The sequence below is a fragment of the Mycobacterium sp. genome, assembly GCF_052143115.1.
GTDB lineage: Bacteria > Actinomycetota > Actinomycetes > Mycobacteriales > Mycobacteriaceae > Mycobacterium.
Genome location: NZ_JBKQTQ010000218.1, coordinates 1 through 3358, shown reverse-complemented (window position 1 = coordinate 3358; position 3358 = coordinate 1). Strand labels below are relative to the sequence as shown.

Sequence of the window (3358 nt, the reverse complement as noted above, 5' to 3'; positions counted from 1 at the left end):
CAACAGAATTCCCAGCGCGATGTGCACCCATCCCCAACCAGTTGTGTTGAATTTGTACGCGTAATCTGGCCCGACGACGAGCAGCTGGTTGTTGACCACCGCAGACACACCCGTGAGAAGAGTTAGTGTCCCGCTAGTCAATAGCAGAGCGGCGGCCGCGAATGTTGCGCCGCCAGCGAACCGCTGTCGAGTTGAACGGTTCTGGTCTGGGGGATTCGTCATGAGCATCTCCTTTCTGTGCGCGGCATCAATCAATCACGCTAAGCACGTGCGCGTGTGGAGATTGATCAAAACGGCTAGGACGACACGCCTTCGGCGGCGAGCATGTCGACACCCCTCGTCGATGGCGCTCGGTGACCCGTGCAGCGACTGGGACAAACTCGCATCCGATCCCTCCACCGGCGAGGAGATCGTGTGCGGCGCTAACACATCGCCCGCCACCCAGCTGTTCCGTCCGCCCGTACACCGGCCGGGACGCGGCCACCGCGCGCATCACCTCCCTGGCCCGCCGGGCCCGCTCCCGCCGTCCGGGTGCACCGCCAGCGCCGCCCCGTCGCGGGCCCCCCGCCGCACCTGCGCACAGGTCATCGCGTGCCGTCGATCATCTCCGGCTCGGCCGACACGGGCGGCTCCCTCTCGTTGCTTCCCCTGCAGGCACAAGCTACTTTCCGGAGCATGACCGTGGTGATCAACGGCAGGGACGACTTCACGCTGGAGAACTACCGGCGGGTGTCGGAGGGCGGGGAGCCGGTCGCCATCGGCCCGCGTGCGCGCGAGGCAATGGCCGCGGCGCGGGCGGACTTCATCCGACTGCTCGAGTCCGACCGCACCCAGTTCATCTACGGCGTGACCAGTAGCCTCGGGCCGCACGCCAAGGTCACGATCCCGCATTGCTACGAAGAGGATTTGACGGCGCGCCGGGGGAGGAGGCCCCGCGCGGCCTTCCGCAAGCCGTTTTCGGCCGAATCCGGTGTCACAGCCCCAGCCTGCTGACCCGGTATAGCTTCAGCTCACCGCTGATGCCCTTGAGATGTCGCGAACCGACGACCGACCAGTCGAAACCTGCCGCGTCGCCGATAGCCTCCCGCGCAGTTTCAGCGACAAGCACGGTGCCGGCACGCGCCACGCCGGTGACACGGCTTGCCACGTTGACGGGGCTGCCGAACCAGTCGCCGGCGCTGCTGACGGCCTCTCCGGACGCAAGACCAACCCGAAGTCGGGGCAGGTCCTCCTTGGCGGCGATTGCGACCAGGTCAAGGGCGGCGTTCAACAGCGGAACCGGGTCGGCGCACACCAGCATGACAGCGTCGCCGATCGTCTTGATGAACCGCACCGGATTGACCGCAACGTCGCGAGCAAGGTCGGCGAGCCGGCTGGCGACGTGTTCGAGCTCTTGCGGCGGTAACGCCTCGCCAAGACGGGTGAAGCCGGCGAGGTCAGCGAATGCCACGGCTATCTTCCGAGCGCCGGGAAGTGTCCCGGCGGCGCGTTCGGCGGCGTTGACGGCCTCGGTCTCGAAGGTGTGGCGCAGCTCCAGCAGTAGCAGGTCTTGGACCATTGGCCCGACCTGTGGCACCGCCTGGCGCGCAAGAGCTTCCGAAGCCCCCGCTAAGTCGATCTCGCTGGCTCCGGGACGCATCAGGGTTCTGAAAGCCGCCCGACGCATCATCGCCGCGGCATGCTGCAGCCCCTCCATGAGCACCCGCATGACGGCGACCGTCTCGTCAGGGTCGACACCCATATCGAGAAATATCTTGGCGTGCGCGACGGCCTCGCCGTCCACTCGGGGCAGGACCGCCGCGTCGGGATCCTCGATCCTGGGCAGGCCGACCGCCCCTTGCAGGCGCTGCAGCAGCGGCAGGTCGAGCCCGGTCTCCTCGCAGATTTCTCGCGCCGACAGGTAAACCCCGTCCTCGCCCATTACCCGATTCGCCGGCAGCAACAGCGGAGCGACCGAGGCGCGAATCTGGTCGATGCTGAAGCCGCGGTCGAGGAGCCACGCGATCAGCTCGGCACGCTCGGTGCGCGCCTCGCCCTCGAGCCCGTCGATCAGCCCCAACGCCTCGAGGTCGATGTCTGCTGCCACTGAGCCAACGTACAACCGACCGTCGGTCCTGTGCTGTCCGGCCGGGCAGCGGCACATGCGTTTCGGTGTTCGATGGTATTGGCGCCGGAGGCCATCGCGAGGCGAAATGCCGCCGCCATCGAACCGGACCGGATTCAGACCAGATGCCACCCGTCGATGCCCTCGAGCGCGGGCATCGCGCTGTCGCGCGTATGCGCGATACCGGCGTCAATGAACGAGGGCTGCCCCTGGATGGTGGTGCTTCGTGCATACATGATCTGCCTCCGTTGTAGGCTGGGACACACACGACATCACCACCCTCGTCGAGTACGGCCGGCGTTCGCCGTGACTGGCGCCAAAGCGAGATCGGCAGATCCGGGTCAGCCCCTCGGATTTCGGCGTAGTCAACGTCGCGTTCCCGTCGATCGGCACTGAGCTGCATGCGTCGGCTTCGCAGCTGCGGTGGGTGATCGACGTCTACCCACTGGTGCTGGCGTCGCTGCTGCTGCTGTCCGGAGCACCGCCGACCGATTTGGCAGCCGCCGGGTCTTACCGATCGGGTTGACCGTCGGGCCGAACCAACACGCAAGGAGAAGACGCTCGTGACCCATCCAACCAAGATCACAACCGACGCCGCATATCCGCTGCCCGAGCACATGCGGGCCTGGGTGCTGGGCGATCCCGGCGAGCTCAGCCTGGTGGACAAGCCGATCCCGATGCCGCGACGCGCCGAGGTGCTGGTGCGCATCGATGCCGTGGCGATCTGCGCGACAGACCTGCAGATCATCGACCACGGCGCGCCGGCGATGATCGGCGGCGGCGAACCGTTCAACAAGATGTTTACCCCGGGTCACGAATACATGGGCACTGTGGCGGCGCTCGGCCCGGGCGTGGACGAGTACCGCATCGGCCAGCGCGTCACCGTGGAGGTCCATGCCGGCTGCGGGCAGTGCAAACGCTGCCGCCAGGGCATGTACACGGCCTGCCTGAACTACGGCCTGAACCACGGTGACGTTGACAAGGGCCACCGCGATCGTGCCCGAAGCCACCCCCATCGTCGACATCTACCACGCCCGCGAACACCTGCATGACCTGGCCGCTGGGCTCGCGCCCGTCCTCGGCGACGGCCACGACGACTGGCTGCACGCCCGGCTGGCCGCTGGAACATCCCCGGCGCCACCGGCATCCTCACCCTCCGATGCGAACAAGCCAGCAACCGCTTCGAGCACATCTGGACACGGCCGACTCCGGGCACCGCGGGCCGCGGATCGACTGCGGTGCCGGGCATCATGC

Annotated in this window: 4 protein-coding genes and 1 pseudogene; 3 read left to right on the top strand and 2 right to left on the bottom strand. The window is 67.2% G+C overall.

Features of this window, described 5'->3' with window-relative positions; translation table 11 throughout:
• A partial coding sequence (locus tag ACLQI9_RS22040) for a DUF7144 family membrane protein (RefSeq protein ID WP_442392195.1) occupies positions 1-222 on the bottom strand: 222 nt, incomplete at its 3' end.
• Positions 223-675: 453 nt separating this feature from the next.
• On the opposite strand from ACLQI9_RS22040, the gene ACLQI9_RS22035 reads away from it, so the two are divergent.
• Positions 676-993 carry an aromatic amino acid lyase gene (locus tag ACLQI9_RS22035; RefSeq protein WP_442392194.1) on the top strand — a complete coding sequence of 106 codons (318 nt, stop codon included), beginning with the start codon at positions 676-678 and terminating at the stop codon, positions 991-993.
• Here the strand turns inward: ACLQI9_RS22035 and ACLQI9_RS22030 are convergent.
• Complete coding sequence (locus ACLQI9_RS22030; protein ID WP_442392193.1) at positions 974-2086, bottom strand: adenylate/guanylate cyclase domain-containing protein; 1113 nt, start codon at positions 2084-2086, stop codon at positions 974-976. The genes ACLQI9_RS22035 and ACLQI9_RS22030 overlap by 20 nt on opposite strands.
• A gap of 370 nt (positions 2087-2456) precedes the next feature.
• Between ACLQI9_RS22030 and ACLQI9_RS22025 the strand changes: the two are divergent.
• Both ACLQI9_RS22025 and ACLQI9_RS22020 read left to right on the top strand, forming a co-directional pair.
• Positions 2457-2635: pseudogene (locus ACLQI9_RS22025) on the top strand (MFS transporter); the annotation flags it as partial.
• 32 nt (positions 2636-2667) lie between these two features.
• Positions 2668-3156, top strand: a complete 489-nt coding sequence (locus ACLQI9_RS22020; RefSeq protein ID WP_442392192.1) for an alcohol dehydrogenase catalytic domain-containing protein — start codon at positions 2668-2670, stop codon at positions 3154-3156.
• Positions 3157-3358 lie beyond the last annotated feature (202 nt).

Excerpts from the sequence above, each read along its gene's own strand:
- ACLQI9_RS22035 (WP_442392194.1), top strand. The coding sequence starts at position 676 with ATGACCGTGGTGATCAACGGCAGGGACGACTTCACGCTGGAGAACTAC.